The following is a 26620-nucleotide window of genomic DNA, read 5'->3' as shown; positions in this document are numbered from 1 at the left end:
GCTGTTTCCTCTTCCACGGGTGCGTAGCTCAGGGGTAGAGCGCTGCTCTTACAAAGCAGATGTCGGCGGTTCGAAACCGTCCGCGCCCACCAGTGCACAGGCCCCTCGCCGGTCATGGCGAGGGGTCTCTTGCATGATGGCCGGCATGAACACGGAAACCTGTGACTCGGGTGAGCTGGCCGTCCTTCGCGAGATCTTCGCGTCCCGTCCCGGGGCCGTGCCGCCGGCCGGTTGGGGGGCGGTGTGGTCCTTCGAGGCGGAGCACGGTGTCGTGCTTCCGGAGCCGTACCGGACGTTCGTGGCGGAGATCTGCGACGGACTGCGTGCCGGACCGCCGTACTACGGTCTGCTGCCCCTCGCCCAGACGCCCTCGGACTGGGGCTCGCACCGCCCCGAGCGGCTGCTTGCCGAGCCCTTCCCGCTCACGGCGGCATGGCTGTGGGAGGAGGACGAGACGGAGCTGTCGGAGCAGGAGTTCGAGGCCCGGACGGACCCCGTGTTCGACCACGGCTCGCTGCTGCTGGGCACCGACGGCTGCGGCATGTACTGGCACTTGATCGTCACCGGTCCGCAGCGGGGTCACGTCTGGCAGATCGCCGGCGAGGGCGCGATGCCATTCGGTCCCCAGTCGCCCGAGGCCCTGATGCCCGGCACGCCCGGGTTCGCCGGCTGGGCGACCCACTGGTCCCAGGGCCGCTCCTGGTTCGTGGACGCCTGAGGGGCGGTCCGCCGGGGGTTTCGCCGCTGGTCGGGCCTCCGGCCGTGCCCGCCCCTCGGCCGCACGGGGGATTCTTCCGGGCCGTTCGGGGGGTGTGGGGTGTCGGTTCGGCGTGTCTGCCGCGTGGGCGGGGCATCGGTTGCCTTCGGGTGCGGGCGCTTCGGGCCCGGGCCCGTGGGCTGCCGCGGGGCCGGGTGTTCGGCGTGCCGCGCGCGGAGAACAGGAGAGGCCGGATGCTCAAGGGATCTGCTTCTGCCGTGCTGTCGGCGACGGTGCTCGTGGCGACGTCGGGGGCGGTCGCACTGGGCGGGGCGGCGCCGGCCGTGGCCGGCTCGGTCGCTCCGGTGGACTGTCGTGGGAATCCCGCGGCTCTTCGGGCCGCCGTCGGCAGTGCCGTCCCCGGGGCGACGCTCCTCGTGAGCGGGACCTGCACCGGCCCCTTCGTCGTCGAGAAGGACCTGACCCTGATCGGTCTCGGGGCCGCCGTGCTCGACGGTGCCCAGGCCGGTTCCGTCGTGACCGTGAGCGGGGACGTCCGGGTACGGCTGCACACGCTGACCCTCACCAACGGCGCGGGCGGCGACGGCGGCGGCATCTACAACAACTTCGGCGCCACGGTGACGCTGACCGCCTCCACGGTGCGCGACAACACGGCGGCGAGGTCCGGTGGCGGCGTCTTCAACTTCTTCAACAGCACGGTGACGCTGACCGGTTCCTCGGTGAGCGGCAATACGGCGGGTGCCTACGGTGGCGGTATCTGGAACGACATCGGCAGCACCGTGGGGCTGAACGCTTCCACGGTGCGTGACAACACGGCGGGAATCGACGGCGGCGGCGTCCACAACGACGACGGCACGGTGACGCTGACCGGCTCCGCGGTGCGCGGCAACCGTCCGAACAACTGCGGCGGGCTCGTTCCGGTCCCTGGCTGTACCGGCTGATCCTCCCGTGTCCCGTCGCCGTCCCCCGGCCGGTGCGCCATGGCGCACCGGCGGTCCGTCACTTGATGACTTCGGCCTTCCTCTCGCCGGCGCTCTTCGCCTCCGTGACCCACGTGACCGTGCCCGTCTCGCGGCTGCCGGCCTTGACGGCGGACGGGTACGCGGCACGGGTCTGAGCCACGGGAGCCTCCCTTGAATCCTGCGATGCCGCGGTGAGTTGAACCCATCTTGCGGTGGGCTGTGGGGGAATGGGTGACGGGTTGACGGGGGCCTGACGGGGCCGGTCTACTCGGCGTATGGCTGAGGTGGGGGACGCGCCCGAACCCGGGGCGCAGGGTGGCGAGATGACGCCGCAGCGGTACATCGAGACGAGGCTCTCGCAGTACCAGGAGTGGTACGACGTCAAGGCGACCCGGATGAAGGCGATGCATCTGCGGATGCGGACCGTCTCCGTCGTCGGCGGGGCGCTGGTGCCGGTGTTCGTGAATCTGGATCTGGTCTTCGCCCGGGTCACGGCGACCGTCCTGAGCGTGGTCGTCGTCGCCGCCGTGTCGCTGGAGAGCGTCTACCGGTACCGCGAGCAGTGGAAGAACTACCGGTCGACCGAGCAGCTGCTCGGGCACGAGCGCGTGTACTTCGAGGCCAAGGTCGGGCCGTACCAGAACCTGCCGAAGCGGCAGGCGTTCTCGACGCTCGTCGCCCGGGTCGAGAAGGCCATCGCCAACGAGAACTCCGCGACCCTGAACGTGATGACGCTCGGCGGGCAGGTCAGCGCCGATGTGCAGCAGCAGGGGATCCCGGCCGCCCGCGAGCCCGAGTCGAGGACTGCCGCCTCCTCCGAGTCGAGGGAGCCGGACGGGGCCGGCGAGCCGGGAAGGGCCGGAGGGTCGGGAGGGGCTGGCGAGCCGGGAGGGGCTGGACCTTCGGGCGGGGCCGGCGAACCAGGAAGCGCTGGAGCTTCGGGCGGGGCCGGCGAGCCAGGAGGGGCTGGAGCTTCGGGCGAGGTCGGAGTCTCGCGGGAGTCGGGGAAGGCGTGAGAGGGCCCCGGGATCACCCGGGGCCCTCGTCCGCAGTCCTCGTTCGTCGCCCCCGTCAGGCGTGAGGAACGATCAGCACCACTTGTAGTCGACCCGTGTCGAGTTGTACGAGCAGGTGTCGATCCGCGTGCCGTTCGACTTCTTCAGCGTCGCGGTGTCCCGGTCGTTGTTCCAGACGTACGCGCCGCGGTTCTGGTAGACGTTCGCGGCCGTGTTCGTGCCGCGGCCCGTGCGGACCGTCACGATCTTGCCCTTGCCGAGGACGTAGTTGCCGAAGGTGTACTTGTGGTTCGCCGCGTCCGTCAGCGTCCAGCCCTTCAGGTTGACCGCCGCGCCGGTCGTGTTGCGGATCTGCACGTACTCGCCGTTGAGGCTCGCGTTCGAGCGGAGGTCCGAGCCGGGGCTGTCGTAGTAGATCTTGTACAGGTGGACCGAGCCGGCGGCCTGCGCCTGTGTGGGCAGCAGGAGTATGCCGGAGGCGGCGGCCGCGGTCACGGCCGCGAACGTGCGTGCGCGAAGCATGAATGTCCCTCAGTTTCTGCCGGACGCCCGCCGATGGGGCCCGACGAGCACACAGAATACGCACGCCCTTCACCTCTTCCGCACAACTTCCGGCGAGTTGGCGCGGGGGTAATTTAATCTTGTCTCATGTTCGACGTGCCCCTGCGGATCACCGTCCTCGGCTCGGCCACCCCCTTCGCCCGGCCGGGCAACGCCTGCTCCGGCTATCTCGTCGAGGGCGGCGGTGTCCGCCTCTGGGTCGACGCCGGAAGCGGCACCCTCGCCGAACTCCAGCGGTACGTCGCCCTCGGCGACGTGGACGCCGTCTGGATCTCCCATCTGCACGCCGACCACTCCGCCGACCTGCTCACCGCCTACTACGCCCTCCTGTACGCGGGGCTCGACCTTCGGGTGCCGGTGCCGCTGTTCGGGCCTCCCGGCATCGCCGACCGGCTCGCGGGGTTCCTCACCAACGGACCCGAGCGGAGCCCCGTGGAAAGAGCCTTCGCCGTCGAGGAGTTGCACGATGGGCATGTCGTCCGGATCGGTGGGCTGACCCTGACGTCGAGGGCCGTCGAGCACGGTCTGCCCGCCTTCGCGCTGCGCGTCGAGGACGAGGAAGGGCGCTCGCTCGTCTACTCCGGCGACTGCGAGCCCTGCCCCTCCCTCGTCGAACTCGCCCGGGGCTGCGATCTCTTCGTGTGCGAGGCGGACGGCGAGGTGGCCGGGCACCACTCGGCCGCGCAGGCCGGCGGGAGTGCGGCCGAGGCCGGTGCCGGGCGGCTCGTCCTGACCCATGTGGGGTCCGCGGTGACGCCCGAGGAGGCCGTCACGCTGGCCGCCGCCGTGTACCCGGGGGAGGTCGCCCACGCCGATCCCGGACTGCGGTTCGACGTCACGCGTCGAAGTCGTACTCCAGGACGTACGACGACGAGTCCAGCGTCATCTCGTTGAGCTCCACCGCCGTCCCCGGCTCCGTGAACGCCGTACGCCCGATGAGGACCACCGGCGTCCCGAACTCCAGGGCGAGCCGGTCCGACTCGTCCGCCGTCGGCATCCGGCAGCGGATCTCCTCACGGAACCGCACCGGCCGGTGGCCCAGCTCGGTGAGCCGGGCGTAGGTCCCGCCCGGACCCGTGTCCGGCTCGGTGATCGGCGTACCCCGGACCAGCTCCGCCGAGAGGTACGAGACGGAGAGCAGCACCGGCCTGGCGTCCAGGACGAAGCGGCGGCTGCGAACGCACACGGGTGCGCCCGGACTCAGGTTGAGCGCCCCCGCGACCCGTGCGCCGGCCTCCGTCTCGCCCACCTCGATCTGGTCGACGACCAGGTCCCGGTCCTCCACGTCCGCCGACCACACCGAACGTCCGTTGCCCCACTGCTCGCCGGACAGCCGCGGGATGCCCCGGCGGCGCAGCGGCCGGAAGACGCGGACGAAGACCCCGGCGCCCTTGCGGGCCTCGGCCAGACCTTCGGTGCGCAGCACGGAGAGGGCCTGGCGGGCCGTCATCCGGGCCACGGCGTAGGTCGTCATGAGGTCGTTCTCGCCGGGGAGCCGGTCACCCGGCGCGAAGGCGCCTGACTGGATCGCGGTTCTCAACTCGTCCGCGATGCGCTGGTACTTGGGCCGACGAGCGCTGTCCTGGTCGGTCACGGGTGGACCACTCCCTCCATTTGCGGGACACCCTACGGCGCACCCCGAGGTCAGGGTGCACGCGTGTACGCCGTCCCGGCCGGTCGATCCATCCATCGGGGGACATCTCTAGAGATACGTTGACAGGGAGGGGGCGGGGGGCTTCTCTGGTTCTCCCCAGGATTCGGGAACCGGGACGGAGGGGATGCGTGCAGCCATTGCCGGAGGTCGGTGACCTCGTCCGCGACACCGCCACCGGGCGGGTCGGTTTCTATGTGGAGAGCGTCTCCGGGCGCCTTCGGATCCGGGCCGTCCACGGTGGCGCCGAGTGGGAGGCCGAGCCCGCCGACGTCCTGCCGGCCACGCCCCTGCGTGAGCTGCGGGCCCGCGCCGCCGAGATCAACGCGCGAAGCCGGCGCGGTCTGTCCTGAGACCCCGCGAGGGGGATCCGGGCCGGATCAGGGCCGGACCAGGGCTGGATCAGGGCCGGATCCGGGCCGGATCAGGGTTGGACCAGGGTTGGACCAGTGCCGGACCAGGGCCGGACCAGGGTGAGATCCAGGCTGGATCAGGGCTGGTCCCGGGCTGCGTCCGGGCGCTTGTCAGTGGTGCGCGCCACACTGGAGGCATGTGCCGCAGTATCAAGACGCTCCGACCGCCCGCGCTGCCCGAGGAGGCGACCGTGGACGACATCCGCGCCGCCGCCCTGCAGTACGTCCGCAAGGTCTCCGGCTTCCATCACCCCGCCGCTCACAACCGCGAGGTCTTCGAGCGGGCCGTGGACGAGATCGCCGACGCCACCGCGAGACTTCTCGACGGCCTGGAGGTGCGCGGGGCGCACCCCGCCGTCAGGAGGCCGGAGCGGGAGCCGCAGCCGGACGCCGTATGAGGTAGGCGGCGAGGCCGCCCGCCAGGAAGAGCGCGAGGGTCGACACTCCCGCGCTGAACCAGGTCGCGCCCAGCCACTGGCCGCCGAGCCAGCCGAGCCCCACGCTGTACGAGGCCCAGGTCACGCCCGCCAGCGCCGACCACGGCAGGAACTCCTCGATCCGCCGCTTCGCCGCGCCCGCGCCGATCGAGACCACGGAGCGGCCCGCCGGGGCGAAGCGTGCGAGGACCACGAGCAGCCCGCCGCCGCGGACCAGCGCGGTGCCGAGACGTTCCTGCGCGACGGACAGGCGCTTCGAGCGGGCGATCGCCCGGTCGAGCCTGGCGCCGCCCCGGAGCGCGACTCGGTACGCGAGGAAGTCGCCGAGCACCGAGGCGGTGGCCGCGCAGAGGAGCAGGAGCAGGAGGGACGGTACGTCGGGGGTGGCCGCGGTGGCGGAGGCCGCCGCGGTGGCGGCGGTGATGACCAGGAAGCCGCTCGGCAGCACGGGCAGGAAGACGTCGAGAAGGATCGACGTCGCCACCACCGGGTAGATCCATGGACCGGCGGTGAGCGACCGCAGCGAGCCCAGGCTGTCGAGCAGATTCACAGGGCCAGAGCCTACGCGGGGGCGGGGTGCCGCCCGCCGGGTGGGTGCCGGGGCCTGCCGGACCCCGCGCGAACCTGTGCGACTTTGCGGGAAAGTGCACGAGCGAGGGGCCGGTTCCGGGTGGTTGGGGGGATGAGAAAGGGCCGGAACGCGCGCTGCGCACTCCGGCCCCTTCCTGTAAGCGACTGAGGCGTCTCGGGCGCCCGGGGGGACTTGGGCGCCCGAGGAGGCCGGGGCGAGCGAGGTGACGGGGCGGCCCGGGGGATTCGGACGGCCCGGTCGGCTCGGCTCGCCGGCGCCACGGCTCAGGCCGTGACCGGCGCGCCCTTCTCCTCGTGTTCCTCGCTCGTCCTGCGCGTCGTGGCGCCCGCGCCGACCCGGCTCCCGAAGAGCCGGTCGAGAGCCAGCGCGCCCGGGCCGGTGAACACGAGCAGGGCGAAGGCCCAGCAGAAGAGGACCGCGGTCTCGCCGCCGTTCTGCAGCGGGAAGAGGGACTCCGGCTGGTGGACCTTGAAGTACGCGTACGCCATCGAGCCCGAGGCGAGGAACGCGGCGCTCCGGGTGCCCAGACCTGCGAGGACGAGGCCGCCGGCGCCGAGCTGGATCACGGCCGCGTACCAGCCCGGCCAGGTGCCGGCCGGGATCGTGCCGCCGCCCATCGAGCCGCCGAGGACGCCGAAGAGCGAGGCGGCGCCGTGGCAGGCGAAGAGCAGGCCGACGACGATGCGGAAGAGACCGAGCGCGTACGGCTGGGCCTGGTTGAGGCGGCCCGTGAAAACGCTCGCGCCGCCGGGGCCGCTCGTACCGCTCGGATCGTGCTGATGGTTCGGGGTGTTCATGGGGGGACTCCTTCGGCCTGGCCCCGTCCGTGGGGTGGACGGGGAGTGGGGACGGAAACCGATGAGGCCGCAAGGTTAGGCACCCCTCACTAGTGCTTGCAAGTTCAACATTTGGCCACCGGGAAGTGTGTGGTGAGGTTCACTTCCCGGTGGCCGTTGTTGACGTGATGTCAGTGGTGGAGTCCTCAGCAGCCGTTGAGCACGGACTGGAGGGCGCTCTTCTCGGCGGAGTCGACGCTGAGGTTCCAGTAGTACTTCACGTGCACCCACGCGCGGGCGTACGTGCAGCGGTACGCGGTCCGCGAGGGCAGCCACGTGGCGGGGTCCTGGTCGCCCTTCGACTGGTTGACGTTGTCCGTCACGGCTATCAGCTGCGGCCGGGTCAGGTCGTTCGCGAAGGACTGGCGCTGCGAGGTGGTCCACGCGTTCGCGCCCGAACGCCAGGCCTCGGCGAGCGGGACCATGTGGTCGATGTCGAGGTCGGAGGCGACGGTCCAGGTGGCGCCGTCGTACTCCGAGTACCAGCTGCCGCTGGTCGCGGCACAGCTGGAGTCCGTGACGACGTTCACGCCGTCGCGCTTGAGGACGGTCTCGCGGGTGTTGCAGGCGCCGGACTGGGTGATCCAGTGCGGGAAGAGGTCCCGGCTGTAGCCCGAGGAGGAACCTTCCGCCTTCACGGTGAGCGCGGCCAGGTAGGTGCGGGCGGTGGCGGCGCTGACCGGGGTGGGCATGGCGGCCTGGGCGGCCGGGGCGGTGGCGAGGAGGCCGGTGACGGTGAGGGTGGCGGAGGTGGCGAGCACAGCGAGTCGACGCGCGTAGACGTTGCCGAGGGGCATGGGAACTCCCTTGAGTGGGGGGACCTTGGCGGGTGCCGTCCCCGTGGGGTGCCGGGCGACGGCCCGGTCATCGTGGCGGCACCAGGTTTCGGTGGGGGGTGCGCCAGGTAACAGGGTGGCGACATGAGCACGTCACATCAAGGGGTGTGACACACCTGATGGAGCGCCAGGTTCCGCCCGGCGTCCTAGGGTTGGCGCGTGCTTCTCGAAGTGGACGTCACTTTCGGGGCGGTCCTCGCCGTGCTCCTCGCCCTCGCCGCGGGCGTCGTCGCCGTCACCCGCCTGGGCCGGGCCCGCGACACGCTGCTCGCCGGCGCCCGCGCCGCCGTCCAGCTCGTCGCGGTCTCGCTCGTCATCGGGTGGGTGGTGCGCTCCGTACCGCTGCTGCTCTGCTTCCTGCTCCTCATGTACGCGGTGGCGGTACGCACGGCCGGGCGCCGGGTCGTCCCGGCCCCGGGGCGCGGCTGGTGGTGGGCGGGCGTGCCGATCGCCGCCGCCGTGGCGCCGGTCGTGCTCGCGCTCGTCCTCACCGGCCTCGTACCGGTGAAGGGCGTCACGCTCGTCCCCGTGACCGGCATCCTGGTCGGCGGCGCGCTCACCGCCACCGTCCTCGCCGGGCGGCGCGCCCTCGACGAGCTGGAGACGCGCCGGGGCGAGGTGGAGGCGGGGCTCGCGATCGGGCTCGTCGAGCGCGACGCCCGGCTCGAAGTGGCACGGCCGGCGGCGGCCGACGCGCTGCTCCCCGGCATGGACCAGACGCGCACGGTCGGGCTCGTCACGCTGCCGGGGGCCTTCGTGGGCATGCTGCTCGGGGGCGCGTCACCCCTGCACGCCGGGGCCGTTCAGCTCTTCGTGCTCATCGCCCTGCTCATGGTCCAGGCGGTGGCCGCGGCGGCCACCCTGGAACTGGTGGCACTGGGCAGGATCGTCCGGCCGCGGGTGGGGGGAGGGGGGGACGCCGAGGGTGAGGGGCCGGCGGCGGGCCCGGGTGCGGGGCTATCCCGGGTGCGGGTGCGGGTGCGGTCAGGCTTCGGGGAGCGGGTGCAGGGGATCTCCCGGCGCGGGTACGGCGAGACCCCCGGGTGCGGGTACGGCGAGACCCCGGGCCGTATCCGGTCCGGGGTCTCGCCGTGGTGAAGTCCGGGGTCCCGGCGTCCGGGGTCCTACGGGAGGACGGTCAGCGTGATCGAGCCGTCGGCCGCGGGCTCGACCCGCAGACGGGTCAGATCGGCGATGTGGACGTCCGGTGCGAAGGCCGCCGCGCGCGGGCCCACGCCCACGATCCGCATGCCGGCCGCGCGGCCCGCCTGGATGCCGGCCTCGGAGTCCTCGAAGACGATGCAGTCCGCCGGCTCGAAGCCCAGCTCGGCCGCGCCCTTGAGGAAGCCCTCGGGGTCCGGCTTGCTGGCGCTGACTCCCTCGGCGGTGACCCGGGTCTCCGGCACGGGGAGCGCCGCCGCACCCATCCGGGCCTGCGCGAGCGCCTCGTCGGCCGAGGTCACCAGGGCGTGCGGCAGATTCGCGAGGGCGGCCATGAAGGCGGGGGCGCCGGGGACGGGCACGACGCCGTCGAGGTCCGCGGTCTCCTCGGCGAGCATGACCCGGTTGTCGGCGTAGTTCTCGTCCATCGGGCGGTCCGGGAGGAGGACGGCCATCGTCGCGTACCCCTGGCGGCCGTGGACCACCTTGAGGACGGCGTCCCCGTCGAGGCCCTGCCGTTCCGCCCAGCGTCGCCAGCAGCGCTCGACGACGGCGTCCGAGTTGACGAGGGTGCCGTCCATGTCGAGAAGGAGGGCGCGGGCGGTGAGCGTTGCCGGGGTGGTGGCAGGCATCGGGTCTCCAGAGAGGGTGGCGCGGAGAACGAAGCGGTCCCGCCCACCGGTCAGGGATTGCGGGCGGGGCCACTTTGTTTTTCTACGATACAAAACCGAGGGCCGTCTTGGCCAACCGGTCCGCATGCCGGAACCCGGGCGGGACCTGGAAGGGGACCTTGGCGGGACCTGGAAGGGGACCTTGGCGGTACCCGGGCGGTACCTGGGCGGTACCTGGGCGGCGCCTGGGCGGAACCCGGACGGGGACCGGGTGGGGCCTTGACGGGGCCTTGGCGGGGCCTTGGCGGGGCCTGGGCGGGGTCGCCCACGGCTCAGATGTCGGGAGTGTTCTCCTCCAGGATCCGACGCGTGTCGGGGCCGTAGACGCCCACCGGATCGCCGGGGATGTACCGCCACGACTGGTAGAGGGCCACCGCGTCCCGGACCTCCTCGTCGTACCGCCCGTCGATGCGGCCGTCGTAGACCCACACCGCGGCGAGTCGCCGCTGGAGCTCCCGCACCTCGTGCCCGGAGGAGCCCAGACTCAGGGTGACCCCCGCGTCCACGCCCTCCTCCGGGGACTCGGCCGGGGGTGTCTTCGTGGCCGGCGGAGCGGTCGTCGGCGCGGCCGTCGACGACGAGGCGGAGGGGTCGGCCGCGGGCGCCGACGTTCCGGTCGTGCTCGCCGAGGCGCTCGGCGACGCGGTCGTGCCGGTCGCGGAGGGAGTGGGCGACGGGGACGCGGACGTGGCGGTCTCGCGCGGGGTGGGCGACGACGAGGTCGGCTCCGGGTTCTCCGACGAGGGGGACGGCGCCTCCGAGACGGCGAGGTTCAGGGACGCGCTCGTCGTCACCTCGGGTACGGCCGCCCGGTCGTCGGAGTCGTCCCCGCCGCCGAGTACGGCAGCCGCCAGGGCCGCGGTGCCCGCCACGGCGACGGCGGCGACGGCCGCGACCACCATGCCCCGCCTGCGGCCCCGGCCCCGCCCCTGCCCGCGCTCGTGGCCCGGCGGCGGGGGGATGTCGCCGACGCCGCGGAGCAGCAGCGGCATGGTCTCGGACGGGTCGCCCCCGGGGTGGAACTCACCCGGATACGACTCCGCCGCGTACATCCCGGCTTCGGTCCCCGCCCCGGCCTCGGCCCTGGCCCCTGACCCGGACCCTGACCCGACTCCGACTCCGACTCCGACTCCGGCTCCGGCCCCGCCCCCAGGGCCGGCGGTGGCGTCGCCCGGACGCCCGTCCGGCCGGATCGCCGCCAGCTGAGCCGTCGGCGGATCGTCCGCCCCGTACGAGCCCGTCGCTCCCGCCCCGTACGAGCCCGTTCCCCCCGCCCCGTACGAGCCCGGCGCGAGGCCGTCCGCGTCCCCCGTCGCGTCCAGCGTCACGTACGGCCTGATCCGCAGCGGATCGAAGTCCTCGGCCGCCGCTATCTCCGCCCGGGTGCAGGCGCAGCCAGGTCTTTGTACACCGCATTCAGGACAGGCATGTCCGGTCATGATGGGTCCCCTCCCCGAGACAACTGCGAGCGATTATGCAGCCCACCCCCTTCGGGTGGGCGAACAGCCGTGCCCTTCCGCAGGCCATAACCGGACATTCGGACCAGGATGGAGGGGCCCGCCCCCCTGGGCCGTCCGGCGGGACGCCCGACGAGACGCCCCGAGGAGTCGCCCATGGCCCAGGAAGTCAGCCCCTCCCCGCCCGGCGGCGCCGCCCCCGCGCCCGGGGAGGGCCAGAGCCACCGCACCGTCCTCGTCGCGATCGGCGCGCTGCTGCTCGGCATGCTGCTCGCGGCCCTCGACCAGACCATCGTCTCCACCGCCTTGCCGACCATCGTCAGCGAGCTCGGCGGCATGGAGCACCTGTCCTGGGTGGTCACCGCCTACATGCTGGCGTCCACGGCGGCCACCCCGCTGTGGGGCAAGCTGGGCGACCAGTACGGGCGGAAGAAACTCTTCCAGGCGGCGATCGTCCTCTTCCTGATCGGCTCCGCCCTCTGCGGCATCTCCCAGAACATGCCGCAGCTCATCGCCTTCCGCGCGGTCCAGGGCCTCGGCGGCGGCGGACTCATGGTCCTGTCGATGGCGATCGTCGGCGACCTGGTGTCCCCCCGGGAACGCGGCAAGTACCAGGGCCTCTTCGGCGCCGTCTTCGGCGCCACCAGCGTCCTCGGACCGCTGCTCGGCGGGCTCTTCACCCAGCACCTCTCCTGGCGCTGGGTCTTCTACATCAACCTGCCGATCGGCGTCGTCGCCCTGTTCGTGATCGCCGCCGTGCTCCACATCCCGGTGCGCTCCACCCGGCACACCATCGACTACCTCGGCACCTTCCTCATCGCCTCGGTCGCCACCTGTCTGGTCCTCGTGGCCTCCCTCGGCGGCACGACGTGGGCGTGGGGTTCGCCGCAGATCATCGGCCTCGCCGTCCTCGGGGTCGTCCTCCTCGTCTGGTTCGTGTACGTCGAGCGGCGGGCCGTCGAACCCGTCCTGCCGCTCGCGCTGTTCAGGATCCGGACGTTCAGCCTGGTCGCGGTCATCAGCTTCGTCGTGGGCTTCGCGATGTTCGGCGCGATGACCTATCTGCCGACCTTCCTCCAGGTCGTGCAGGGCGTCACCCCGACCATGTCCGGCGTGCACATGCTGCCCATGGTCGCGGGCCTGCTGATCTCCTCGACGGTCTCCGGACAGATCGTCTCCCGCACCGGCCGCTGGAAGGTCTTCCCGATCGCCGGCACGGCCCTCACCGCCCTCGGCCTGCTGCTGCTCCACCAGCTGACGGAGACCAGCCCCACCTGGGAGATGAGCGTCTACTTCTTCGTCTTCGGCGCCGGACTCGGTCTGGTCATGCAGGTCCTCGTCCTGGTCGTGCAGAACGCCGTCCCGTACGAGGACCTCGGCGTCGCCACCTCCGGAGCCACCTTCTTCCGCTCCATCGGGGCCTCCTTCGGTGTCGCCGTCTTCGGCACGATCTTCACCAGCCGGCTCACCCACAAACTCGACGAGGTGTTCGCGGGAGCGGCCGCAGCGGGCCAGGAGCTCCCGCCCGGCGTCGGCGCCGAGCAGGTCGCCGCCGACCCGCGCACCGTCGCCGCACTCCCGGCCGAGCTGCGCCCCTCCGTCCTGCACGCCTACGCCACGTCCATCACCGACGTCTTCCTGTACGCGGCCCCCGTCGTCCTCGTCGCCTTCGTCGTCGCCTGGTTCCTCAAGGAGGACAAGCTGCGGGGTTCGGTCACCGCGCCCGACACCAGCCAGACGCTCGCCTCCAACCCGGTCGAACGCTCCTCGTACGAGGAATGCGCCCGCGCCCTGTCCCTCCTCGGCTCCCGCGAGGGCCGCAGGGCGGTCTATGTGAAGATCACCGCCCGCGCCGGGTTGGACCTGCTGCCCGCCGCGAGCTGGCTGCTGCTGCGCGTCCGCCGCCACGGCACCGTCGAACCGGTCCGGCTCGCCGAGACCGTGCCCGTACCGCTGCGGGTGATCACGGAAGCCGCCCGGCAGGTGGAGGAACGGCAGCTCGCCACCCGGGAGGGAGCGCAGCTGATCCTCACCGAGGAGGGCGTACACGTGGCGACACGGCTCGCCGAGGCCCGCGAGGAATCGCTCGCCGAGCTGCTCGGCGACTGGTGGGGGCCGGACCGGCCCACCGACCTGGTGAAACTGGTGGAGGAACTCACGGCCGAACTGAGCGGCTCGGACGCGGAGCGGCCCCAGGACCCGGAGCCGCCCCGAGGCCACCAGATCTAGCGGGAGGGCGGGGCGGGGGTAACTCGGCTACCACACGCCCGGTATGACAATCACTCAGAACTGCTCAGTACGCTGTCCCCTCCAAGATCGCATCACAGGGGGAATGGGCAGGATGAACAGCGAAGAGCCACGCCAGGGCCGGCCGACGCCTCCGGCGTACCCGCCGGCCGGTCAGGGGCGGGGCGGGTACGACGGATACGACGGGTACGGCGGTGGATACGGCGCACCCGCCCCGACCGCCCCGGTGGTCCAGGTGCGGACGAGCTCGCACCGAGGAGCCTGGATCGGCGCGGGCGCCACGATGGTCGCGGCGGTGATCGGCGTCGTCGGTACGTACATGGTGAGCGGCAACAACGCCGCACCGCCGCAGGCACAGACCCCGGTGACCTCGGCCACGCCCTCCGCCACGGAGGCCGGGGGCGGTGACGACGCTCCGGCGGACTCCTCGCGGGGCACCGACTCCGCGCAGAGCACGGCCACGCCGGGCACGGACTCCACGCGGTCCCCGGAGCCGCAGGCGCCCCGGAGCCCCGCAGGGAAGCCGGCCGGCACGATCGAGTGGCAGGGCGCCCTGGCGATCACGTTCACGGACTCCAAGGACCTGGACTCCGCACCGCCCGTGGAGTCCGAGATCAGGGAGGAGAACGACTTCTCCATCTACCCGTTCGGCAGCATCATGCTGCGGCCCGAGGGAGGAGCCAAGGCGCTGGTGTGGAAGGACACGGCGAAGGCCCCCTCGTACGCGGACTGCGCCGGCGTCATCGAGACCCTGGGCACCTCCGGGGAAATCAAGGTGAAGACCGGCATGGTCCTCTGCGCCTCCACGAACGACGGCCGCGTCGCCCGACTGACCGTCAAGGAACTGAACGCCCAGTCCTCCGACACCCGAGGCGTCTTCGACGTCGTCGTCTGGAGCCACTGACCGGCACCCCCGGGCGGTGCCGTGCCGCCCGGGCCGGATCAAGGGACGGGCAGGGCCCGCGTCAGAGGTCCTTGCCGTACCAGATGTCCATGTACGGGCCCGTGCAGTACGCCGGGATCTCCTCGTAGCCGTGGCGTGTGTAGAGGGTGCGGGCCTCGATCAGGTCGAGGCGGGTGTTCAGGACCATGCGGCGGGAGCCGAGCCCGCGGGCCGCGTGTTCCAGCTCGGTGAGCAGGGACCCGGCTCCGCCCAGGCCCCGGAAGGCGTGGCGCAGGAAGACCCGGGTCAGCTCGGCGCGGTCCCCGTCGAGGAGGAGCACCCCGCCGCAGCCCGCCGCCCTGCCCTCGTACCGCGCGACCAGGAACTGACCGGTGGGCGGGGCCAGCAGTTCGACCCCGTCGTCGGCCAGGCCCTCGTCGATCTCCGTCTTCGTCGCGGGGCGCTTCCAGTAGCGGCTCGCGACGTCGTCGTAGTAGTCGCGGCGCAGGGCGGCGGCGTCCCGGGTGTCGACGCGCTCGGGGGAGAAGGTCCAGGTCATGCGCGCCATTGTGCGGCGCGCACGGCCCGGGACGCAGCCGGGTTTCGGGCGCGCGGCGGTGGGCCGCGCCGGCGGGGTTCCGCGCGTACGGCCCGGGCCCCGGGCCGGCTCTGTCCGTACGGCCCGGGGCCCGGCCCGGTCTCGCTCGTCCGACGAGGAGGTCAGTTCTTCGGGGACGCCTGCTGGACGACCTCGAAGGACCAGAGGGTGGAGCCGGAGGCGGCGGGCTTCGGCCGCTCGGCACCCTCGCCGCCGCCCCCGTGGGCGGCCTTCATGGAACCGTTCATCCACGCCTGGAAGTCTTCCTCGCTGCGCCAGCGGGTGTACACCAGGTACTGGTCGGTGCCCTCGACGGGACGCAGCAGCTCGAACCACTCGAAGCCGTCGGAGCCTTCCACGGACCCGGCGCGGGAGGCGAATCGCTGCTCCAGGACCTCGCGCTGCTCGGCCGGCACGGTCAGGACGTTGATCTTCACGATGCTCATGAAAGGCAGGATATGACTCCCGGTCCCGCCGCCTTCGAGGCGGCCGCGGTACAGACCCTCGCGGCGCGCTGGCTGCCCTGTCTGGGCGACGACGACTTCGTCTGCTCCCCGGTGGGGCTGTGGCTGGCGCTCGCCGCCGTGGCGTCCGGGGCGCGCGGCCGGACGGCCGGGGAGCTGCGGGAGCTGCTCGGGGTCGACGGGGAGGCGGCCGCCGAGGCGGTGACCGTCGCCGGGCGCCGGCTCGGGGCGACGGACGGGGTGGTGTCGGCGACGGGCGTGTGGAGCCGGGTGCCGGTGCTCGGCGGCTTCCGGCGCGGGCTGCCCGGTGTGCGGTTCGGCGTGCTGCCGGGGGCGGTCCTGTTCGCGCTGCCCGACGAGGTGTTCGGAGCGACGGACGACATGTCCCTCGGTGAGGTCCCCGACGCCCAGGACGAACTCGACGACTGGGTACGGGAGGCCACCGGCGGCCGGATCGACGGCCTGCCGCTCGATCTGGACGGCTCCGAGGACCTGGTCCTGCTCAACGCCCTCGCCCTGAAGGCCTCCTGGTCGACCGCCTTCCCCGCGCACCTCACCCGCGACGAGCCCTTCACCGACGGCTGCGGCGACACCCGGCCCGTACCGACCATGCGGAGGCTGATCCCCGCCTCCTGGGTCTGGTCGGTGGCCGGGGTCACCGTCGTGGAGCTGCCCTGCGCGGGCGACGAGGCCCCTCGGGTGCGGTTCGTGCTCGGCCCGGAGGGCACCGGGCCGGCCGGGGTGCTGCCCGCCGCCTGGGCGGGACCGGCGGCGCGGAAGCCGCTCGCGGCCGACTCGGCCGACCTCACCCTGCCGCGTTTCTCCCTCCGTACGAGGTCCGAGGTCGACGGGGCTCTGACGGCGCTCGGGGTCACCGGGGCGCTGCGCCCCGGGGCCGACTTCTCGGGCCTCTCCGCGGCGGATCTCTTCATCTCCAAGGTGGTGCAGGAGGTCATGGTCGAGGTGGCGGAGGAGGGGGTCGAGGCGGCTGCCGTCACGCAGGTGACGATGAGCCGCAGCGCGGCCGCGCCTCGCCGCCGGGTGGTGGAACGGGTCGCCTACGACCGTCCGTTCGGCGTGGTCGTGCTCGACGCGTCGGGCGAGGTGCCGCTCTTCGCGGGCTGGCGGCAGAGCGCGCCCGGCTCCTGACGGGCCGGGTGTGTGGATAGGGTCGGCTGAACCGACGATCACGGGGGTCCCATGTTCAGGTCCAAGGCCGCGTCCATGTCCATGTCCACGTCCATGTCCGCGTTCACGTCCTCGGCCACGTCCGAGTCGACGCCCGGGTCCGCGCCCATGGCCCGGGTGCGGGGCGTGGCCGTCGCCGTCCTCCTTCTCGGTGCGCTCAGCGTCTCCTGCGGCGCGTCCGACAAGGGCGACGACCGGTCGGCCGGCTCGACGGGCAGCTCGGGAGCCACCGTCACCGCGACCGCCACAGCGGATGCGACCGCGGAACCGACCGCCACCGACGCTCCGACCGGGGCCGGTACGACCGCGCCCGCGCCCGCGACCCCGGGCGCCACGCCCTCGGAGACCGACTCGGAGCCGGTCTCCCTGGTCCGTGACGCCTTCGCGGGACTTCAGGCGACCCTGAACGACTCGTGCACCCCGAGCGACTGCGCGTACTTCCTCGGGCGGGTCTACGACGAACTCCACCGTCTGGACCGGGCCATGAAGGCGGACGCCAAGGGGCCCGGCCACTTCCCCGAGCCCCTCAGGCTCATCGCGAAGCTCGACACGGAGCTCGGTGGCGACCGGTCCTTCGAGAACCTGAAGAAGCACCAGCCCCTGCTCCTCGGCACCCGCGACAAGATCAACACCTGGATGCAGGGCCACCCCGACGACTACCGCTGACGGCCGGCCCCCGGCGCGTCAGCCCGGTCAGCCGATCACGCGGGCGAGCAGCAGGCCGTCGTAGCCCTTCGTGCCGACCGTCTGGACGGCCGTGGCGTCCAGACGGGGTTCGGCGGCGACCAGCTCGAACAGCTCGCGGGTGCCGGTGATCGCCGGGTCGTCCGGCTGCGGGGTGGTGATCCTCCCGCCGCGCACCACGTTGTCGACGATGATCACGGTGCCGGGGCGGGAGAGCTTCAGGGCCCACTCCACATAGCGCGGGTTGTTGACCTTGTCGGCGTCGATGAAGACGAGGTCGAAGGGGCCCGCGCCCTCCGCCTCCAGCAGCGGCAGGCTGTCCAGGGCCGCGCCCGTACGGACCTCGACGATCTTGTCCAGGCCGGCGCGGGCGAGGTTGGCGCGGGCGACGTCCGCGTGCGCCGGGTCGTATTCGAGGGTGATCAGCCGGCCGTCGGTGGGCAGGGCGCGGGCCAGCCAGATCGTGCTGTAGCCGCCGAGGGTGCCGATCTCCAGGATGTTCCGCGCGCCCTGCATCCGGGCGAGCAGGTGGAGCAGTTTGCCCTGGTTGGGGGCGACGGCGATCTCGGGCAGTCCGGCCGCCGCGGAGTCGGCGAGCGCCGCGGTGAGCGCCTCGTCGGCCGGGGCGATGGTCTCGGTGAAGTAGGCGTCGACTGCGGTCCACTGAGGGTTCGTCATACGGCCGAACGTACACCGGGGCCGGTCTCCGGGCGGCGCCTTGAGGCCCGTACGGCCAGGAGCGTCGCGAGGGCGCCGAGCAGCAGCCCGCCGCCGACCGTCAGCAGCCAGACGGGGATCCCGTCGCCCACGGTCAGCAGCCGGTCGGTGTACTCGACCCGGCGGTACGGGGTGTCGGCGACGTTCCGCAGATGGTGGTCGTCGTCGATCCGCTCCGGGTGCGGGAACTCCTGTTCAAGGACCGTCAGATGGACGGGCCGCTCTCCGGCGAGCCCGGCGACGGCGCCCTCGGGGCGCTCGATCCGCCCGGCGAAGGTGACCTCGGGCCGGTCGCCGCCGATGGGGGAGCGGGGTTCCATGCGGTGCTCGGCCAGGATGTAGAGGCCGAGGCTCTGGGAGGTCGCCGCGAGCCGGGAGAGCCGCATGGGGTAGACGAGTTCGGGTGAGCCGAAGGTGATGCGCAGCGGGGTCAGCTCGCCCTGGAGGACGGCGTCCTTCTCCTGGGGAGCGAGGCGGACGGCGACGTACTCCCACTTCCGGTCGACATACGGCTGGAGCGCGCCCGTCAGCCGTTCGGGCAGCTCGAAGCCGTGGGTGCGCAGCCAGTCGCCGAGGGCCGCGGGGTCGGTGGCGGTCAGCCGGGCCACGTCGAAGGGGCCGAGCCGCTCACGGCCGACGACCCCGACACCGCCCCGGCCGGGGGCCGGTGCCCCCGCCGCGTCCCCGTGGTCGAGGTCGAAGGGCCAGTCGCCCTCGCGCGGCCAGAAGTGGAAGCGGTCGCGCTGCTCGGGCTCGGTGAGCCGTTCGAGCGCGTCGAAGAGCTCGGGGTCCCCGAGGGTGACGTCGGCGCGGCTCGGCACCGGCATGATCCAGGCGGCGTGCCGGGCGTCGCCGTGGACGCTGAAGCGCATGACGACGGTCTCGGTCCGCCCGTCCCAGCGGACGGCCGACTCCTCGCGGTCGACGCCGATGCGCTGGTCCTTGCTCGGGATCATGGCGCCGCAGCCGCAGGCGTACGCCGGTGCGACGAGCGAGCCGAGCTGGAGCGCGAGCAGCGCGACGATGGTGGTCAGAATTCTGTGTGTCCCCCGCATGCGGGGTGGGACGTACGGGGTGAGGTTCCGGTTCCGCATACGGGGGACGGTGCGAGGGAGAGGGAGAGGGAGAGGGAGCGGGGGAGGGAGCCGGGGCGGGAGTGCGGCGTGGTCCGGGCGGGGCTCGCGCCGGTTCACGCCGAGGCGCGGACCCGGAGTTCCTTCACGCCGTTCAGCCAGGCCGCCCGCAGCCGGCGCGGCTCGCCCACGAGGGTGAGGTCGGGCAGGGCGTCCGCGAGCGCGTTGAAGATCAGCTCGATCTCCTTGATGGCGAGGGACTTGCCCAGGCAGAAGTGGGGTCCGCCGCCGCCGAAGCCGAGGTGCGGGTTGGGGTCGCGGGTGATGTCGAAGCGTTCGGGGTCGGTGAAGACCTCGGGGTCGTTGTTGGCGGAGGAGTAGAAGAGGCCGACCCGGTCGCCCTTGGCGATCTTCTGGCCGCCGATTTCGGTGTCCTGGGTCGCGGTCCGCTGGAAGGAGACCACGGGGGTCGCCCAGCGCACGATCTCCTCGGCGGTGGTCGCCGGCCGTTCCCGCTTGAAGAGTTCCCACTCGTCGGGGTGGGTGAGGAAGGCGTGCATGCCGTGGCTGATGGCGTTGCGGGTGGTCTCGTTGCCGGCGACGGCGAGCAGCAGGACGAAGAAGCCGAACTCGTCGGAGGAGAGGTTGCCCTGGCCCTCGGCGGCGACGAGCTGGCTGACGATGTCGGAGGCCGGGCATTCCTTGCGGGCGGCGGCCATGTTCATCGAGTAGCCGATGAGTTCCATGGCGGCCTCGGCGCCGATCTCCTCGGTGATGGCGTACTCGGGGTCGTCGTAGGCGACCATCTTGTTCGACCAGTCGAAGATCCGGGAGCGGTCGCCCTGGGGGACGCCGATGAGTTCGGCGATGGCCTGGAGGGGGAGTTCGACGGCGACCCGGGTGACGAAGTCGAAGGTGCCGTCCGCGTCCGCGCCGTGCTTGGCCTCGGCGACGATGGCGTGGGCGCGGTCGCGCAGGGCGGTCTCCAGGTTCCGGATCGCCCGGGGGGTGAAGCCGCGCTGGACGATCTGGCGGACCCGGGTGTGCTCGGGCGGGTCCATGTTGAGCATGATCAGTTTCTGGACCTCGATCTGGTCCCGGGTGATGTGCTCGTTGAAGCGGATGACGGCCGTGTTCTCGTTCGAGGAGAACAACTCCGGGTGGGTGGAGACGTATCTGACGTCCGCGTGGCGCGTGACGGCCCAGTACCCGCCGTCGGCGAAGCCCGTGACGCCGGGCTGCTGGGGACACCACCACACGGGCGCGGTCTGCCGCAGCCGGGCGAACTCCGGGAAGGGGATGCGGTCGCGGAGCAGATCGGGGTCGGTGGCGTCGAACCCTTCGGGGAGATGGGGGCAGGGCATCGGCAACACACTCCGCATCTGAGGGGATCCGACAAAAGGATCTGATGGGCCGTCAGGAGTTGCCGGGAAAGTTAGTAACGAGTTCTACAAGTAGCAAGGGGCGGAACGGGAACTGTTGCCTCCCGGACCCTTGCGTACCCGCGGTAGCAGTCATAAGACTGCACTCAGAACTAGAACGCGTACTAGTTCCCCCGTGACGCCGACCGACGGGATGCCGGGACGCCCCGTCCGGTCGAGGAGAGGACGAGCTCATGGCCGCGGAACCCGTCATCGTCGAAGCCGTACGCACCCCCATCGGCAAGCGCGGAGGCGCGCTCGCCAACCTCCACCCCGCCTACCTCCTGGGCGAGACCTACCGAGAACTCCTCGGCCGCACCGGCATCCACGCCGACTGCGTCGAACAGATCGTCGGCGGCACGGTCACCCACGCCGGCGAACAGTCCATGAACCCGGCGCGCACCGCCTGGCTCACCATGGGCCTCCCCTACGAGACGGCCGCCACCACCGTCGACTGTCAGTGCGGCTCCTCGCAGCAGGCCAGCCACATGGTCGCCAACATGGTCGCCGCCGGGGTCATCGACATCGGGATCAGCTGCGGCGTCGAGGCCATGTCCCGCGTTCCGCTCGGCTCCGGATCCAAGCACGGCCCCGGAAAGCCCTTCCCCGACGAGTGGAACGTCGACCTGCCCAACCAGTTCGAGGCCGCCGAGCGCATCGCCCGCCACCGCGGCCTCACCCGCGAACGCGTCGACTCCCTCGGCCTGCTCTCCCAGGAACGGGCCGCGAACGCCTGGGCCGAGGAGCGCTTCAAGCGCGAGACCTTCGCCGTCCAGGTTCCCACCACCGAGGAGGAGCAGGCCGCCGGACAGGGCATGTGGCGGCTCGTCGACCGGGACGAAGGCCTGCGCGACACCACCATGGAGGGCCTCGCCCGGCTCAAGCCCGTCATGCCGACCGCCGTCCACACCGCCGGGAACTCCTCCCAGATCTCCGACGGCGCCGCCGCCATCATGTGGGCCTCCAAGCGCATGGCCCGCGCCCTCAAGCTCAAGCCCCGCGCCCGGATCGTCGCCCAGGCCCTGGTCGGCGCCGACCCGCACTTCCACCTCGACGGACCGGTCGACGCCACCCGGGCCGTCCTCGGCAAGGCCGGGATGTCGCTCAGGGACATCGACCTCGTCGAGATCAACGAGGCCTTCGCGTCGGTGGTGCTGAGCTGGGCGCAGGTCTTCGACCAGGACCTGGAGAAGGTGAACGTCAACGGCGGAGCCATCGCCCTCGGCCACCCCGTGGGGGCCACCGGGGCACGGCTGATCGCCACCGCCCTGCACGAGCTGGAGCGCGGTGACAAGGAGTTCGCGCTGATCACGATGTGTGCGGGCGGTGCCGTGGCGACCGGGACGATCATTCAGCGGCTGTAGCCGCCCCGTCCCCGCCCGCCCGGGCCGTGGTCGTCTCGGCCTCCGCGGTGCCGGAAGGCGCCGCGGGTCCGCCCACCCGGGCCGTCTTCGTCTCGGCCTCCACGGTCCCGGAAACGCCGCAGGCCCCGCCCTCCCTGACGGGAGGCGGGGCCTTGCGGGTGCGCTGTGCGGCGGTGACTCTTAGTACCAGCCGTTGGCCTGCCAGAACGCCCAAGCGGCGTTCGGGGAGCCGTAGCGCTCGTTCATGTAGTCGAGACCCCACTTGATCTGGGTGGCGGGGTTCGTCTTCCAGTCGGAACCGGCCGAGGACATCTTCGAGGCCGGCAGGGCCTGGACCAGGCCGTACGCGCCACTGGAGGAGTTGGTCGCGGTGTGGTTCCAGTGCGACTCGTGCTCGACGATCTTGCTGAAGGACGCGTACTGCGAAGCAGGCACGATCTTACGAGCAAGGTCCTGCGGGCTGGCGGCGGACGCCGAGCCCGTCGTGCCGAGCACCGCTCCCGAAGCGGCCAGCAGGACGGCTGCGGTGCCGGCGAGGGACTTCTTGCGGGCGACGACACGAGTGGTGAGCGAGCGGATCAAGGTTTCGACCTAACGTCGGGGACAAAGGGCGTGTCAGGCGTTTTCGGCAAGCCGGAACCAGAGCCCGGGAGACCCGGAAACTGGGGGAACCGGCCGACCGAGGCGCTGTGGTGAGCACCGGCTGCCTGGCGACGTCCACCAGACAACCAGGGCCGGAACGCCGATGCAACGACCCCCTGTACGAGGAAGGTTCGGACCCGAGGGGAAGGCCCCGGGGGCGGGTGTGAGAGGTTTCCGCAGGTCATGCCCTGTTGTGGGCGGTTTGGGCGGGTACCGCCCGGCTACTATTCCACGTCGTACGTGACGTGGGTCCTGTGGGGCGCCTCACCCGTGGAGGCCCTCTCGGACCCCTCGAATGTGACCTGGGCCTCGAAGTTCGCCCGCCGCGTGGCCCGTCGAAGCGCCTTCAGGAGCGTGCCGCCGACGGTGAGGGTGAGGACGACGGTGAGAACGGCGCGGCCGAGGTCCCAGCCGAGGGAGGTGGCGACGACATAGGCGAGGAAACGGACCAGGTTCTCGTCGAGAGGGGCACCCGGCTGGAACGAGATCCCGCTGCTCAGGCCCTGGAGCAGCACCCAGCCCTGGAGATTCATGATCGTGCCGTACGCGAACGCCGCCACGAACCCGTACGCCGAGAGCATCAGCAGCTCGGCCCGGCCCCGCAGCCCGCTCGGCCCCGGCAGCAGCCCGGCCCCCATCGTGAACCAGCCCATCGACAGCATCTGGAACGGCATCCAGGGCCCCACACCGCCCGTGAGCAGGGCCGACGCGAACATCGTCACCGCCCCGAGGACGAAACCGAAGCCCGGCCCGAGGACCCGGCCGCTCAGCACCATCAGGAAGAACATCGGCTCCAGGCCGGCCGTCCCCGCCCCCAGCGGCCGCAGGGCCGCGCCCACGGCGGCGAGCACCCCCAGCATCGCCACCGCCTTGGCGTCCATCCCGCAGTCGGCGATCGTCGCCACGACCACCGCGACCAGGAGCGGCAGCAGCGCGGCGAACAGCCACGGGGCGTCACCGGCGTGCGACGTCACGGCGGAGCCGGCGTCCGCGAAGAGGGGCCAGCAGAAGGCGATCGATCCGGTCACGGAGACCAGGACGAGCGCGGTCACGGAACGCGGGCCCAGCCGGACCGGGCGGGAACTCGCCGTACTCACAGCGCCTCCTCCACCTGTTCGACCGTGAGCCAGGGCTGCGGGGCGAGGATCTTCGCCACCTGCGGCGAGAACGCGGGGGAGGAGACGACCACCTCGGCCGTCGGCCCGTCCGCGACCACCTCGCCGTCCGCGATGATCACCACCCGGTGCGCCAGCTCCGCCGCCAGCTCCACGTCGTGCGTGGCGAGCACGATCGCGTGCCCGTCCGCCGCGAGGGCCCGGAGGTGGGCGACCAGCCGGGCCTTCGCCGCGTAGTCCAGGCCGCGGGTCGGTTCGTCCAGGAGGAGCAGGGGCGGGCGGCCGGTCAGCACCACGGCGAGCGCGAGCGCCAGCCGCTGTCCCTCGGACAGGTCCCGGGGGTGAATGCCGTCCGCGACACCCGGCAGCAGCTCGGACACCAGCGCCCGGCAGGTCCCGGGCGCCACGCCCGCGTCCGTGTCCGCCGCCGCGCACTCGGCGGCGACGGTGTCCGCGTACAGCAGGTCACGGGGCTCCTGCGGGACCAGACCGACCTGGCGGATCAGCTCGCGCGGGGCGGTGGTGTGCGGGGCGCGGCCCGCGACGTGGACGGTGCCGGAGGTCGGGGCGATCATGCCGACGAGGGTGGAGAGGAGGGTGGACTTGCCGGCGCCGTTGCGGCCCATGAGCGCGATGGTCTCGCCCGGGGTGACGGTCAGGTCGATACGGCGGAGGGCTTCGACGCGGCCGCGGCGGACGGCGAGGGCGTCGACGAGCGCGAGGGGGGCGGGGGCAGGGGGTGCCGGTGTTTCGGTGCGGCGGCGCTTGAAGGGGTTGATTCCCCCGCGCCACGCCTTCCCGGACCCGGGAATCCGCCCCGGACCCCGGTCCTCGAACGCCGGACGGTCCGAAAGGTCCGGACCCGCGGGGACCTGGCCCTCAGGCGGCGCCTTCGGCGATCCCGCGGGGACCTGCCCCTCAAGCCGTGCCTTCGGCGATCCCGCGGGGACCCGCCCCGCGAGCCGCTCCTTCAGCGAGCCCGCCCGCCTCCGCGCGTCCCGCACCGTCAGCGGCAGCGGCTCCCACCCGGCGAGCCGCCCGAGACCCACCACCGGCGGATGCACCGGTGAGACGGCCATGATCTCGGCGGGGGAGCCCATCACACCCTCCGGCAGCAGCAGCACCTGGTCCGCGTACTGCACCACCCGCTCCAGGCGGTGCTCCGCGAGCAGCACCGTCGTCCCCAGGTCGTGGACCAGCCGCTGGAGGACCGCGAGGACGTCCTCCGCCGCCGACGGGTCCAGCGCCGAGGTCGGCTCGTCGAGGACGAGGACCTTCGGGTGCGGGGTCAGGACGGAGCCGATCGCGACACGCTGGCGCTGGCCGCCGGAGAGCGTGGCGATCGGGCGGTCGCGGAGTTCGGCGAGGCCCAGGAGGTCGAGGGTCTCCTCGACGCGGCGCCGCATGACGCCCGGCGCGAGGCCCAGGGACTCCATCCCGTACGCCAGCTCGTCCTCGACCGTGTCGGTGACGAAGTGCGCGGACGGGTCCTGACCGACGGTGCCGACCAGGTCCGCGAGCTCGCGCGGCGGATGCGTGCGGGTGTCGCGGCCGTCGACCGTGACCCGGCCGTTCAGGGTGCCGCCGGTGAAGTGGGGGACGAGGCCGGAGACCGCGCCGAGGAGGGTCGACTTGCCGACGCCCGAGGGGCCGACGAGCAGCACCAGCTCGCCCTCGGGGACGGTGAGGTGCACATCGCGCAGGGTGGGCTGGTGCTGCTCGTCGGCCCCCTCGTAGGTCACCGAGACGTTCTCGAAGCGGATCACGCGTTCTCCTTGGGAACGGGGGCCACGAACGCGGGCACCAGGCCCACCAGGATCGACAGGGCCGGCCAGAGCGGGAGCTGCGGCGCCTCCAGGGGGACGACCCCGGGGTGCAGAGCCTCCGGCGCGTACGTGTTCGCCCAGATCATCAGGACCGCGACCGTCACTCCGGAGCCCGCGACCAGCCAGGCCCGGACCCCCCAGCGGTCCGGCCGGTACCGGGTGCGGACGGTCCGCCGCCCGCCGAGCCGCAGCCCGGCCATGGCGGCGAGGAGCCCGGCGCCCAGCAGCGGCAGCCCGTACCCCGCGCCCTCCGCCGCGAGCAGCCCGTACGAACCGGCGCAGATCCCGAGCAGACCGCCCAGGGTCAGCAGATTCGTGGTGCGTCGGACGGCGGCGGGGACCTGTGCCGTCCGCCCGTACCCGCGCGCGTCCATCGAGGCCGCGACCGCGATCGACCGTTCGAGGGCGCCCTCCAGGACGGGCAGGCCGATCTGGAGCACCGCCCGCACCCCGCCGGTGGGGCGGCCGCGCAGGCGTCGGGCGGTCCGCAGCCGGACCACGTCCGCGACCATGTTCGGCGCGAAGGTCATGGCGACGACGACGGCGACCCCGGCCTCGTACAGCGCGCCCGGCAGCGACTTGAGCAGCCGCGCCGGGTTGGCCAGGGCGTTCGCCGCGCCGACGCAGATCAGCAGGGTCGCCAGCTTGAGACCGTCGTACACCGCGAACACCAGTTGTTCGGCCGTCACCCGCCCACCGATCCGTACCCCCTGCGCCCAGTCGGGCAGCGGCACCTCGGGCAGGGTGAACAGCTCGTGCGTGCCGGGGATCGGGGAGCCGAGCAGCAGCGAGAAGACGACCCGCAGGAAGACGACGAACAGGCCGAGCTTCACGAAGGCGCCGTACGAACGGGCCCAGGGCGCGTCCGTACGGCGGGCCGCCACGACGTAACCGGCCACTCCGACGAGCAGACCGAGCAGGAGCGGGTTGGTGGTGCGGGAGGCGGCGACGGCCAGGCCGAGCGCCCACAGCCACCAGGCACCGGCGTGCAGGGCATTGGCCCGGCTCGCCTCCGGGGCGCGGAGAACGGCGGGCGGCATCAGCGGCGTCCTGCGGGACTCGTCGTACGGGAGGTACGGGAGGTACG

28 protein-coding genes, 1 tRNA gene and 1 pseudogene are annotated in these 26620 nt (G+C 72.5%); 13 read left to right on the top strand and 17 right to left on the bottom strand.

Annotated features, from left to right (window positions below; genetic code table 11):
* Positions 1 to 17: 17 nt before the first annotated feature.
* From ACH4MY_RS00725 to ACH4MY_RS00715, 3 genes are all read left to right on the top strand, one after another.
* Positions 18 to 92: transfer RNA gene (locus ACH4MY_RS00725), tRNA-Val, on the top strand.
* Between the two features lie 41 nt (positions 93 to 133).
* On the top strand, positions 134 to 718 hold the full coding sequence (locus ACH4MY_RS00720; protein WP_397995551.1) for an SMI1/KNR4 family protein: 585 nt from the start codon (positions 134 to 136) through the stop codon (positions 716 to 718).
* 233 nt (positions 719 to 951) lie between these two features.
* On the top strand, positions 952 to 1659 hold the full coding sequence (locus tag ACH4MY_RS00715; RefSeq protein ID WP_397995548.1) for a hypothetical protein: 708 nt from the start codon (positions 952 to 954) through the stop codon (positions 1657 to 1659).
* Positions 1660 to 1717: 58 nt separating this feature from the next.
* On the opposite strand, the gene ACH4MY_RS00710 is transcribed toward ACH4MY_RS00715, so the two are convergent.
* Positions 1718 to 1840, bottom strand: coding sequence for a hypothetical protein (locus ACH4MY_RS00710; protein WP_397995544.1), 123 nt, complete (start codon positions 1838 to 1840; stop codon positions 1718 to 1720).
* Positions 1841 to 1955: 115 nt separating this feature from the next.
* Here ACH4MY_RS00710 and ACH4MY_RS00705 point away from each other — a divergent pair, with 115 nt between their 5' ends.
* Positions 1956 to 2696 carry a DUF4231 domain-containing protein gene (locus ACH4MY_RS00705; protein ID WP_397995541.1) on the top strand — a complete coding sequence of 247 codons (741 nt, stop codon included), beginning with the start codon at positions 1956 to 1958 and terminating at the stop codon, positions 2694 to 2696.
* Between the two features lie 72 nt (positions 2697 to 2768).
* On the opposite strand, the gene ACH4MY_RS00700 is transcribed toward ACH4MY_RS00705, so the two are convergent.
* Positions 2769 to 3218: a lamin tail domain-containing protein gene (locus ACH4MY_RS00700; protein ID WP_397995538.1), complete on the bottom strand. Its 450-nt coding sequence runs from the start codon at positions 3216 to 3218 to the stop codon at positions 2769 to 2771.
* A 126-nt stretch (positions 3219 to 3344) separates the two neighbouring features.
* Here ACH4MY_RS00700 and ACH4MY_RS00695 point away from each other — a divergent pair, with 126 nt between their 5' ends.
* Positions 3345 to 4151 carry an MBL fold metallo-hydrolase gene (locus ACH4MY_RS00695; protein ID WP_397995535.1) on the top strand — a complete coding sequence of 269 codons (807 nt, stop codon included), beginning with the start codon at positions 3345 to 3347 and terminating at the stop codon, positions 4149 to 4151.
* Here the strand turns inward: ACH4MY_RS00695 and ACH4MY_RS00690 are convergent.
* Positions 4093 to 4851 carry a GntR family transcriptional regulator gene (locus ACH4MY_RS00690; protein ID WP_397995532.1) on the bottom strand — a complete coding sequence of 253 codons (759 nt, stop codon included), beginning with the start codon at positions 4849 to 4851 and terminating at the stop codon, positions 4093 to 4095. The genes ACH4MY_RS00695 and ACH4MY_RS00690 overlap by 59 nt on opposite strands.
* Before the next feature lie 188 nt (positions 4852 to 5039).
* On the opposite strand from ACH4MY_RS00690, the gene ACH4MY_RS00685 reads away from it, so the two are divergent.
* Both ACH4MY_RS00685 and ACH4MY_RS00680 read left to right on the top strand, forming a co-directional pair.
* The gene (locus tag ACH4MY_RS00685; RefSeq protein WP_397995529.1) at positions 5040 to 5261 is read left to right on the top strand and encodes a hypothetical protein; all 222 of its coding nucleotides are present in this window, start codon (positions 5040 to 5042) and stop codon (positions 5259 to 5261) included.
* Between the two features lie 197 nt (positions 5262 to 5458).
* Positions 5459 to 5719 (top strand): DUF2277 domain-containing protein, encoded by a 261-nt coding sequence (locus tag ACH4MY_RS00680; RefSeq protein WP_397995526.1) that lies wholly within the window; start codon positions 5459 to 5461, stop codon positions 5717 to 5719.
* On the opposite strand, the gene ACH4MY_RS00675 is transcribed toward ACH4MY_RS00680, so the two are convergent.
* The 3 genes from ACH4MY_RS00675 to ACH4MY_RS00665 all read right to left on the bottom strand — a co-directional run bounded on the left by ACH4MY_RS00675 (position 5679) and on the right by ACH4MY_RS00665 (position 7983).
* A complete protein-coding gene (locus ACH4MY_RS00675) occupies positions 5679 to 6308 on the bottom strand; it encodes a DedA family protein (protein ID WP_397995523.1) in 630 nt (209 codons plus the stop codon). The genes ACH4MY_RS00680 and ACH4MY_RS00675 overlap by 41 nt on opposite strands.
* A gap of 305 nt (positions 6309 to 6613) precedes the next feature.
* On the bottom strand, positions 6614 to 7147 hold the full coding sequence (locus ACH4MY_RS00670; protein WP_397995520.1) for a DoxX family protein: 534 nt from the start codon (positions 7145 to 7147) through the stop codon (positions 6614 to 6616).
* A 185-nt stretch (positions 7148 to 7332) separates the two neighbouring features.
* Complete coding sequence (locus ACH4MY_RS00665) at positions 7333 to 7983, bottom strand: HNH endonuclease family protein (RefSeq protein WP_397995518.1); 651 nt, start codon at positions 7981 to 7983, stop codon at positions 7333 to 7335.
* A gap of 198 nt (positions 7984 to 8181) precedes the next feature.
* On the opposite strand from ACH4MY_RS00665, the pseudogene ACH4MY_RS00660 reads away from it, so the two are divergent.
* Positions 8182 to 8934: pseudogene (locus ACH4MY_RS00660) on the top strand (ABC transporter permease); the annotation flags it as partial.
* A gap of 212 nt (positions 8935 to 9146) precedes the next feature.
* On the opposite strand, the gene ACH4MY_RS00655 reads toward ACH4MY_RS00660, so the two are convergent.
* Both ACH4MY_RS00655 and ACH4MY_RS00650 read right to left on the bottom strand, forming a co-directional pair.
* Positions 9147 to 9815, bottom strand: coding sequence for an HAD-IA family hydrolase (locus ACH4MY_RS00655; RefSeq protein ID WP_397995515.1), 669 nt, complete (start codon positions 9813 to 9815; stop codon positions 9147 to 9149).
* Between the two features lie 311 nt (positions 9816 to 10126).
* A complete protein-coding gene (locus ACH4MY_RS00650) occupies positions 10127 to 11182 on the bottom strand; it encodes a peptidoglycan-binding protein (protein ID WP_397995512.1) in 1056 nt (351 codons plus the stop codon).
* A gap of 285 nt (positions 11183 to 11467) precedes the next feature.
* Here ACH4MY_RS00650 and ACH4MY_RS00645 point away from each other — a divergent pair, with 285 nt between their 5' ends.
* Both ACH4MY_RS00645 and ACH4MY_RS00640 read left to right on the top strand, forming a co-directional pair.
* Positions 11468 to 13540, top strand: a complete 2073-nt coding sequence (locus ACH4MY_RS00645) for a DHA2 family efflux MFS transporter permease subunit (RefSeq protein ID WP_397995509.1) — start codon at positions 11468 to 11470, stop codon at positions 13538 to 13540.
* A gap of 112 nt (positions 13541 to 13652) precedes the next feature.
* Entirely contained in the window at positions 13653 to 14462 is an 810-nt protein-coding gene (locus tag ACH4MY_RS00640; RefSeq protein WP_397995506.1) for a hypothetical protein, read from the top strand.
* Between the two features lie 61 nt (positions 14463 to 14523).
* Here the strand turns inward: ACH4MY_RS00640 and ACH4MY_RS00635 are convergent, their stop codons facing one another.
* Together ACH4MY_RS00635 and ACH4MY_RS00630 are read right to left on the bottom strand one after the other, a co-directional pair.
* Positions 14524 to 15009, bottom strand: a complete 486-nt coding sequence (locus ACH4MY_RS00635; protein WP_397995503.1) for a GNAT family N-acetyltransferase — start codon at positions 15007 to 15009, stop codon at positions 14524 to 14526.
* 152 nt (positions 15010 to 15161) lie between these two features.
* Entirely contained in the window at positions 15162 to 15485 is a 324-nt protein-coding gene (locus tag ACH4MY_RS00630) for an antibiotic biosynthesis monooxygenase family protein (RefSeq protein ID WP_397995500.1), read from the bottom strand.
* 12 nt (positions 15486 to 15497) lie between these two features.
* On the opposite strand from ACH4MY_RS00630, the gene ACH4MY_RS00625 reads away from it, so the two are divergent.
* A complete protein-coding gene (locus ACH4MY_RS00625; RefSeq protein ID WP_397995497.1) occupies positions 15498 to 16652 on the top strand; it encodes a serpin family protein in 1155 nt (384 codons plus the stop codon).
* A 51-nt stretch (positions 16653 to 16703) separates the two neighbouring features.
* The gene (locus ACH4MY_RS00620) at positions 16704 to 17357 is read left to right on the top strand and encodes a hypothetical protein (RefSeq protein WP_397995495.1); all 654 of its coding nucleotides are present in this window, start codon (positions 16704 to 16706) and stop codon (positions 17355 to 17357) included.
* Positions 17358 to 17384: 27 nt separating this feature from the next.
* Here ACH4MY_RS00620 and ACH4MY_RS00615 read toward each other — a convergent pair whose 3' ends face one another.
* From ACH4MY_RS00615 to ACH4MY_RS00605, 3 genes are all read right to left on the bottom strand, one after another.
* The gene (locus ACH4MY_RS00615) at positions 17385 to 18053 is read right to left on the bottom strand and encodes an O-methyltransferase (protein WP_397995492.1); all 669 of its coding nucleotides are present in this window, start codon (positions 18051 to 18053) and stop codon (positions 17385 to 17387) included.
* A complete protein-coding gene (locus tag ACH4MY_RS00610) occupies positions 18050 to 19147 on the bottom strand; it encodes a DUF2330 domain-containing protein (RefSeq protein ID WP_397997328.1) in 1098 nt (365 codons plus the stop codon). The genes ACH4MY_RS00615 and ACH4MY_RS00610 overlap by 4 nt, the downstream gene beginning before the upstream one ends.
* 134 nt (positions 19148 to 19281) lie before the next feature.
* Positions 19282 to 20529, bottom strand: a complete 1248-nt coding sequence (locus tag ACH4MY_RS00605; protein ID WP_397995490.1) for a cytochrome P450 — start codon at positions 20527 to 20529, stop codon at positions 19282 to 19284.
* Positions 20530 to 20780: 251 nt separating this feature from the next.
* Between ACH4MY_RS00605 and ACH4MY_RS00600 the strand changes: the two genes are divergently transcribed.
* The gene (locus tag ACH4MY_RS00600) at positions 20781 to 21950 is read left to right on the top strand and encodes a steroid 3-ketoacyl-CoA thiolase (protein ID WP_397995487.1); all 1170 of its coding nucleotides are present in this window, start codon (positions 20781 to 20783) and stop codon (positions 21948 to 21950) included.
* Between the two features lie 180 nt (positions 21951 to 22130).
* On the opposite strand, the gene ACH4MY_RS00595 is transcribed toward ACH4MY_RS00600, so the two are convergent.
* The 4 genes from ACH4MY_RS00595 to ACH4MY_RS00580 all read right to left on the bottom strand — a co-directional run bounded on the left by ACH4MY_RS00595 (position 22131) and on the right by ACH4MY_RS00580 (position 26573).
* On the bottom strand, positions 22131 to 22532 hold the full coding sequence (locus ACH4MY_RS00595; RefSeq protein WP_397995484.1) for a transglycosylase SLT domain-containing protein: 402 nt from the start codon (positions 22530 to 22532) through the stop codon (positions 22131 to 22133).
* Positions 22533 to 22816: 284 nt separating this feature from the next.
* Complete coding sequence (locus tag ACH4MY_RS00590; RefSeq protein WP_397995481.1) at positions 22817 to 23689, bottom strand: ECF transporter S component; 873 nt, start codon at positions 23687 to 23689, stop codon at positions 22817 to 22819.
* A complete protein-coding gene (locus tag ACH4MY_RS00585) occupies positions 23686 to 25473 on the bottom strand; it encodes an ABC transporter ATP-binding protein (protein ID WP_397995478.1) in 1788 nt (595 codons plus the stop codon). Before ACH4MY_RS00585 ends, ACH4MY_RS00590 begins: the two co-directional genes overlap by 4 nt.
* On the bottom strand, positions 25470 to 26573 hold the full coding sequence (locus ACH4MY_RS00580) for an energy-coupling factor transporter transmembrane component T (protein ID WP_397995476.1): 1104 nt from the start codon (positions 26571 to 26573) through the stop codon (positions 25470 to 25472). The genes ACH4MY_RS00585 and ACH4MY_RS00580 overlap by 4 nt, the downstream gene beginning before the upstream one ends.
* Positions 26574 to 26620 lie beyond the last annotated feature (47 nt).

This window comes from Streptomyces sp. NPDC017246, from assembly GCF_044331325.1.
Lineage (GTDB): Bacteria > Actinomycetota > Actinomycetes > Streptomycetales > Streptomycetaceae > Streptomyces.
Note: the sequence above shows the minus strand (reverse complement) of the source record. Positions and strands in the feature narration are given on the sequence as shown.

Coding starts and splice junctions, on each gene's coding strand:
- ACH4MY_RS00625 (WP_397995497.1), top strand. CDS start 15,498: ATGACTCCCGGTCCCGCCGCCTTCGAGGCGGCCGCGGTACAGACCCTC.
- ACH4MY_RS00645 (WP_397995509.1), top strand. CDS start 11,468: ATGGCCCAGGAAGTCAGCCCCTCCCCGCCCGGCGGCGCCGCCCCCGCG.
- ACH4MY_RS00715 (WP_397995548.1), top strand. CDS start 952: ATGCTCAAGGGATCTGCTTCTGCCGTGCTGTCGGCGACGGTGCTCGTG.
- ACH4MY_RS00640 (WP_397995506.1), top strand. CDS start 13,653: ATGAACAGCGAAGAGCCACGCCAGGGCCGGCCGACGCCTCCGGCGTAC.
- ACH4MY_RS00720 (WP_397995551.1), top strand. CDS start 134: ATGATGGCCGGCATGAACACGGAAACCTGTGACTCGGGTGAGCTGGCC.
- ACH4MY_RS00700 (WP_397995538.1), bottom strand. CDS start 3,218: ATGCTTCGCGCACGCACGTTCGCGGCCGTGACCGCGGCCGCCGCCTCC.
- ACH4MY_RS00680 (WP_397995526.1), top strand. CDS start 5,459: ATGTGCCGCAGTATCAAGACGCTCCGACCGCCCGCGCTGCCCGAGGAG.
- ACH4MY_RS00615 (WP_397995492.1), bottom strand. CDS start 18,053: ATGACGAACCCTCAGTGGACCGCAGTCGACGCCTACTTCACCGAGACC.
- ACH4MY_RS00580 (WP_397995476.1), bottom strand. CDS start 26,573: ATGCCGCCCGCCGTTCTCCGCGCCCCGGAGGCGAGCCGGGCCAATGCC.
- ACH4MY_RS00600 (WP_397995487.1), top strand. CDS start 20,781: ATGGCCGCGGAACCCGTCATCGTCGAAGCCGTACGCACCCCCATCGGC.
- ACH4MY_RS00610 (WP_397997328.1), bottom strand. CDS start 19,147: ATGCGGGGGACACACAGAATTCTGACCACCATCGTCGCGCTGCTCGCG.
- ACH4MY_RS00635 (WP_397995503.1), bottom strand. CDS start 15,009: ATGGCGCGCATGACCTGGACCTTCTCCCCCGAGCGCGTCGACACCCGG.
- ACH4MY_RS00605 (WP_397995490.1), bottom strand. CDS start 20,529: ATGCCCTGCCCCCATCTCCCCGAAGGGTTCGACGCCACCGACCCCGAT.
- ACH4MY_RS00695 (WP_397995535.1), top strand. CDS start 3,345: ATGTTCGACGTGCCCCTGCGGATCACCGTCCTCGGCTCGGCCACCCCC.
- ACH4MY_RS00665 (WP_397995518.1), bottom strand. CDS start 7,983: ATGCCCCTCGGCAACGTCTACGCGCGTCGACTCGCTGTGCTCGCCACC.
- ACH4MY_RS00630 (WP_397995500.1), bottom strand. CDS start 15,485: ATGAGCATCGTGAAGATCAACGTCCTGACCGTGCCGGCCGAGCAGCGC.
- ACH4MY_RS00705 (WP_397995541.1), top strand. CDS start 1,956: ATGGCTGAGGTGGGGGACGCGCCCGAACCCGGGGCGCAGGGTGGCGAG.
- ACH4MY_RS00620 (WP_397995495.1), top strand. CDS start 16,704: ATGTTCAGGTCCAAGGCCGCGTCCATGTCCATGTCCACGTCCATGTCC.
- ACH4MY_RS00670 (WP_397995520.1), bottom strand. CDS start 7,147: ATGAACACCCCGAACCATCAGCACGATCCGAGCGGTACGAGCGGCCCC.
- ACH4MY_RS00655 (WP_397995515.1), bottom strand. CDS start 9,815: ATGCCTGCCACCACCCCGGCAACGCTCACCGCCCGCGCCCTCCTTCTC.